The organism is Oscillibacter acetigenes, from assembly GCF_025567605.1.
In the GTDB taxonomy this organism is placed as follows: domain Bacteria; phylum Bacillota; class Clostridia; order Oscillospirales; family Oscillospiraceae; genus Oscillibacter; species Oscillibacter welbionis.
Genome location: NZ_JAOQKG010000008.1, coordinates 179418 through 185545 on the forward strand (window position 1 = coordinate 179418; position 6128 = coordinate 185545).

Consider the following 6128-nt stretch of genomic DNA (forward strand, 5'->3'; position numbering starts at 1 on the left):
TTGTTATGCCAGGCCGAACATTGCACATAGAGGGATCAGCAGCAATGTTTCAACAATAGGCGCAATGACGGACACCACGCAGACGTGCCAGTAGCCCTGTCGATGAGTGGTGTGGCTGTGGTTGAGGATATTGCACACAAAGCCGCTTTGCGGAGTGGAATCCAGAGTGCTGGATGCAACCACGATCACCCGGTGCAGCGCCTCGGCGTTGACACCCATGGCCAGGAACCTCTCACCCAGGATGGGACAGACAATGGCCATACTGCCGGAGGAGGAGTTCATAACTCCCGCCATCAGCATGGTGGCAATGCCGGCGATCAGCAGGGGATTGCCGTCCAGATTGAGGACAAAGTCTGTAATTTCCTGGAAAGCCGGTGTCGCGGCGACCACAGCACCGTAGCCCGCTGCGGCGGCAGTAATGGAAATCGTCTTCAGCCCAGAGAACACACTGTCCTGCACCTCGGCGCTGATCTCCTTCAGGCTGTGGGGCATATGCTTGAAGTAGAACACAAATGCTGCCACAATACCAGCCAGCAAGGAGGTGACAATGGGCTGCTTGGCCACATTCAGCACCAGCAGGATCACCAGCATGGGCAGCACAGATGCCAGCACGGAGGGGCCAGAGCTTTCCTTACCCACCTCAGTGGCGGGAGCCTCTCCCTCCAGCTCTTCAAAGTGTTCCCCGCGATTCTTGGCCCGTTTGACGACCCACATCACATAAGCAGTGCAAAACACCAGCTTCAACACAGTAGAGATCATGCCCGGAACAGCGGCGGCGGCCACTGTGGTGCCAAGATAGACAGTGGGTGTCGCGTTCTGGATAGACGGTGTGAAGGGCGCGGTCATCGTCGCACCGACACAGCCCACAAAATAAGCGGCAGCAAAGAACTTGCGGGGGATGTCTGCCCTGCGGAACATAGCCATGGCCAGGGGGTACATGGTAAACATGGCCACAAACAGGTTGACCCCGCCCAATGTTAAGATAATGCCCATGATGATCAGGCCGATGATTGCAAAGCGATCTCCAAAGGCTCGGAAGATAAATGTAGAGATGCTGTTGGCCGCGCCGCTGATCTCCACCAGCTTTCCAAAGAGTGCACCCAGCATAAATAATAGGAAGAAATCTCTTACGTAGTCTCCAAAGCCTGTCATGTATGTGGCGGTAATTCCATCATACAAGTCCATCTGCTGTGTCAGCAAGAGAAAGATAGAGGACAGGATCGTGGCGATGACGATGGGAACATTTTTCAGAACCAGCGCAATGAACAGTGCAATGGCCAATAATAAAAACAGGATATTCATTCAGAACCCTCCTCGACGGATACAGGATAGACTTTGTGATCCAGTACGTGTACATCGTGACCAGGGATGATCTTGATATGTTCTGTCTGTTCCAGCGCCTCTATTTTCTCATAGGTCTTGAAATATGCTTTTACATCGGAATGCAGCCCGCCGATGATGTGCCGGAGCTTTCCGTTGCCCTCCCAGTTCTGATACAGGTTGATGCAGTCGCCTGCCAGCAGATACGGGCCGTTCTCCGTGGAGACCAGTACACCCTGGATACCGTCAGAATGACCGGGTAGCAAAATCAGGCGGATGCCGTCATCAATCTCAGTATCTCCGTCCACGGTGACCAGCTGATCCCTAGCTCGCATCCAGCTAGACACCACACCGTATTGCGGAGATTCGTAGGTGGCACGGTGGATGGGCAGTGGATCCAGTGCATATTCCAATTCCGATGCCTGTACATAGATCTTTTTGCCAGGAAACTTGTGGTTGCCGCAGCTGTGGTCCCAGTGGAGATGGGTGTTGATGATATAGTCCAAATCCCCCGGCGCAAGGTCAAAGTCTCTCCTCAGAACCTCCACGATCTCACACCCGTCCGGAATATTTAGGGGCATATGATACTTGGCACCCCATTCGGCATCGCAGGGGCCGGTGTCCACCAGGATTTTTCTACCGTTGCTGCCCAGAAGCAAAAAGGAGATGAATGGACAAGTCATTTTGACGCCGGGATCCACCATATAAGTAAAGCTGGACTTATCATGTACTGGAATTTCCCCCAGATATATGGGAAAAATCTTGTAGGTTGTAAGCATATGGTTCTCCTCCTCAGTAGGGATATACGCTGTGCTCCAGCACCTTCATATCATGACCTGGAAGGATGACCTTGAAATCGATCTTATCCATCTTTTTGAAGGTCTCTTCATACTCTCTCAGGTCTACATGGATACCTGCAGGCACATGGTGGTATTTGGCATTGCCTTCCCAGTTTTCATAAATATTGACTGTGTCGCCGGCAATGAGATAATAGCCATCCTCTGTGTTGACACGTACGCACTGAGAACCGGGAGTGTGTCCGGGAGTCAAGAACACTTCGATGCCGGGAATAATCTCTTCATCGCCGTCCAGGACAACCAGCTTCGTGCCGGCAGAAGCCCAGACAGGTGTCAATCCGCACTGCGGAGACTCGTAGGTATACCAGTGTAGTTCCACAGGATTGATGGCATACAGGACTTCCCGCTTCTGGGTATAGACTTTTTTGCTGGGGAAGCAGTCATTGTTCTGGCAGTGGTCCCAATGCAGATGCGTGCAGATGATGAAGTCAATATCTTCCGGTTTCAGTCCGTGCTTTTCCAAGACCTTGAGCAGGTGAACCTCTGGGGGCACGTCTGCCTCCACATGGCTGTGATATCTTTTAATGACCTCCAGATTTTTGGGGCCGGTGTCCACCAGAATGTTCTTCCCATCACCCTGTACCAAAAAGGCCAGATAGGGAGAGTGCATCTTGACACCATAGTCAAAGGTGAATGTGTGCATGGATTTTTCATACCTGGTCATCTCGCCCAGGTACAGCGGTTTGATGGTATAGGTTGGTTTGTTCATAGCTGGCCCTCCATTCACACGTTATCCAGTTCCACATCCAGCAAATAGGAGCAAAGGCACTTCCCGTGGGTATCCAGCCGCAGGCTGCGGGTCACACCGCCACCCAGGGTTTTGGTCAGGACGAAATTCAGCGCGCCGATCTTGGGTAGCTCATACCGGGTGACTGTCCCGCGGCAGTATCCGGCAAATACCTTGGCTACCAGCTCAACCGTGACTTTTTCTTTGATGAACTCGTAATCCTTCATATCGTAGGCGATGACAGAAATATTGGAGATATCGCCTTTATCGCCGGTTCGGGAGTGTGCGATTTCCAGCAGCTTCATCTTACAAAACCTCCTCCACATAAGAGATCTCGATATCTTCACGAGGCACCAGGACAGACAACACCGCGACCAGCTCCGTGATATGGCGTTCCATACCGCCGCAGTTGGCGGGGCCGTCAATAGTAAAGGCATCCACCTCATTGAAGATCATGGTGAGCATCTCTTTTTCGGCATCGCGTACGGCAACCCGCATCCGCAGCTCCAGCGGCTCGGCTCCGCCGGGGAACCCCTCCGACAGGTCCCGGGGATACAGGGAGTTGTAGCCGATAATATCCACCCGGTGCTCTGCAGGATGGTAGTAGGTCTCAATGATCTTCTCCATGGTCTGAACAGCCAGTACCATCCGTTCAAAACACTTGGGGCCTCCGAAGCTCAGTCCGCAGCTCCCGATGTACCCGTCTTTGTATCCCACACTGACTTTCAGCGTGTCGGTCCGGGGGCGGCCGGTAGCGCCTGTTACCCGAACACGGTCCTTTCCGACCTGTTCAAAGGCGACTTGGGAGAAGTCCGCCACACAGTCTGGCGTATAGTAGCTGGAGGGATCGTGGATCTCGTAAATCAGTTGCTCTGAGCAGGTCTGCACGTCTACGCGTCCGCCGGTCCCCTCCAACTTGGAGATCTCGATGGTGCCGTCCTCACTGACATCCGCATAGGGAAACCCCAGATGCCACAGATCTTCTACATCCTTATATCCGGGCACGCAGAAGTTACCGCCGCTGACCTGTCCGGAGCACTCCAGAAGATGTCCCACAACAGTCCCCTTGCCCATCAGATCATAGTTATCCATGGGCCAGTTGAACTCGTATACCAGCGGCCCGAGAAACAGCGCGGGATCGGAGCAGCGGCCTGTGATGACGATATCTGCACCGTCCTTAAGAGCCTGCACGATGCCGGCGCAGCCCAGATAGGCGTTGGCGGCCACTTTGTTCTTCAAATCGCCAAGCCGCTCACCAGTTTCAAAAATGGGGTAGTCCGCGTACCGGTCCAAACGGTCAAAAATGTCATCTCCCAGCACACCTACAATTTTTAGGCCGGAGATTCCTGCACTTCTGGCAATCTCTGCGGTTTTTTCAACAGCTTTCTGAACATTTGCGCCACCCATGTTGGTAATGACTTTCACATGTTTTTCCGCGGCGATAGGCAGGATCTTCTTCATACGATATGCGAGATAAGGATTGTAACCAATGTTGGGGTCTAGATTTTTCTCCTTTTGTGCAATGGCTATGGTCCGTTCTGCCAGACACTCCAAGCAGAAATAGTCCAGCTGTCCCTTCTCAAGCAATTCAATTCCGGGTTCTACCCGATCATTGCTGAAGCCTGCGCCAGAACCGATGCGAATTGTCCGCATTTGAAAAAATCCCTCCCTCTTAATGTCATTTTTTGATGGCTGGTTTTGTTAGGACCTCTCAAATTAGTATCCTCTGTAAATAATTTAGCATTGCGAAAAAAGGGACTCAATGTTACAATGGTATCAATTTGATGGCTGGATTTGTACTCATAGAATAAACCCATTCTACAGAGGAAAGGTGAAACTGTGCAAAATGTGCAAAATTGACTATGAGACGATCCAAGAATTTCTGAGCTTTTCATTTCATTACAACAATATGGATCTGCTGGTAGATCGGGCAGCGGAGGTGCTGAAAAATCCCATTGCAGTGTTTGACAAGAACTACTACACGGTATCATATTCTGATACCACTGATGTTCAGGATGAGGTGTGGACTGCCGGAAAGAAGCGAGGATACTGTCTTTTTGAATATGCGGCTATGCTCCATGGGGTGGAGAGTATGCGGGGAACTCCGCTGCCCTTTCAAATCTTTGATGACTGGGGGCCCCATCGGAGGCGAATATGTCCTCTGATCTCCAACTCTCTGACCATCGGGTATCTTTCCGTGCTGGAATACCATACCGCTTTTGATGCGGTCCCTGGGGAGATCTACGATCTCGTGGCAGGCGTTTTGGTAAAGGAGCTTACCATCGAACAGGCAATCAGGCTTAGCCACCAGCATGACTCCGCAGAAATGCTGCTATCCAGCATACTGAATGAAGGCTTTGCCAATCGTGCGCTTTTTCTCCAGAGAATTTTGGGAACAGTTTTCGAGCAGGCCGGTCCTTATTCCCTGATCGGTATCAATATGCACGCGTTTTCTTCTCGAGTCTCCGGAGAGCGGCATTTCAAGGCACGTTTGGGAACGATCTTTCCAAAGGCGTGGTCCCTGTTTTTCCGAGAATATGTGGTCTTACTGGTGGAGTGCGGAAAAAGCAGGCAAATTCCGCAGGACGGATTGCAGCAGTTGGAGGGATACCTGTCAGAGCATGATCTGTGCGCCGGTATCAGTGATACATTCTCAGACCTGTATGAGATCCGGCGTTACTTTAATCAGGCTGCCATGGCAGAAAAAATGGCCAGGATCTCCGGGAGTGATGCCAGGATCGCCCAATATGATGACTACAGGCTTTGGCGGCTTGCTGCCTCGATCCCCGCAGAACAGCGGACGGACTATGTCAGTGCTTTTTTGCGTAATCTGATGGCATACGATATAGACAATCAGTCCGACTATGTAAAAACATTGTTTATCTATCTGAAAAACGGACAGAGCTTGGCTTTGACGGCCCAGGAACTGCATGTACATCGAAATACAGTCGTGTACCGGATTGAAAAAATGCGTGAAAGGTTCGGCGGTGTGTTTGATTCTCCTTACCATAATTTTCAGAATTTTTTTGGTTGCCTGCTTTTGCTGACCTCTGATGGGCAACCCGGATCCACGGATTATTTTGATACCATTTAACAACATCTTGTCTATTACTCCATATATTGGGACGATCTTGCGACAGCGTTCTCCGCAAATTCCGTTGAACGCTGGAACTGGTCAAAAAGCCAATTCTCTGTCAAAATACTGATAAGCGTTAAAAGCAAGA

The 6128-nt window shown here is 51.1% G+C and carries 6 protein-coding genes; 1 reads left to right on the forward strand and 5 read right to left on the reverse strand.

The features are described from left to right. Positions 1 to 3 precede the first annotated feature (3 nt). The 5 genes from OCV80_RS15915 to OCV80_RS15935 are packed head-to-tail and all read right to left on the reverse strand — an operon-like array spanning position 4 to position 4557. Positions 4 to 1302: a GntP family permease gene (locus OCV80_RS15915; RefSeq protein ID WP_119310753.1), complete on the reverse strand. Its 1299-nt coding sequence runs from the start codon at positions 1300 to 1302 to the stop codon at positions 4 to 6. After that, a complete protein-coding gene (locus OCV80_RS15920; RefSeq protein ID WP_119310752.1) occupies positions 1299 to 2099 on the reverse strand; it encodes an N-acyl homoserine lactonase family protein in 801 nt (266 codons plus the stop codon). The genes OCV80_RS15915 and OCV80_RS15920 overlap by 4 nt, the downstream gene beginning before the upstream one ends. A 13-nt stretch (positions 2100 to 2112) precedes the next feature. Continuing rightward, positions 2113 to 2886, reverse strand: a complete 774-nt coding sequence (locus tag OCV80_RS15925) for an N-acyl homoserine lactonase family protein (RefSeq protein WP_119310751.1) — start codon at positions 2884 to 2886, stop codon at positions 2113 to 2115. 14 nt (positions 2887 to 2900) lie between these two features. Next, positions 2901 to 3209 carry an AtuA-related protein gene (locus OCV80_RS15930; RefSeq protein ID WP_119310750.1) on the reverse strand — a complete coding sequence of 103 codons (309 nt, stop codon included), beginning with the start codon at positions 3207 to 3209 and terminating at the stop codon, positions 2901 to 2903. A 1-nt stretch (position 3210) separates the two neighbouring features. Continuing rightward, positions 3211 to 4557, reverse strand: a complete 1347-nt coding sequence (locus OCV80_RS15935; RefSeq protein ID WP_119310749.1) for an acyclic terpene utilization AtuA family protein — start codon at positions 4555 to 4557, stop codon at positions 3211 to 3213. Between the two features lie 193 nt (positions 4558 to 4750). Here OCV80_RS15935 and OCV80_RS15940 point away from each other — a divergent pair, with 193 nt between their 5' ends. After that, positions 4751 to 5998 carry a PucR family transcriptional regulator gene (locus OCV80_RS15940; RefSeq protein WP_158629816.1) on the forward strand — a complete coding sequence of 416 codons (1248 nt, stop codon included), beginning with the start codon at positions 4751 to 4753 and terminating at the stop codon, positions 5996 to 5998. Positions 5999 to 6128: the final 130 nt, after the last annotated feature.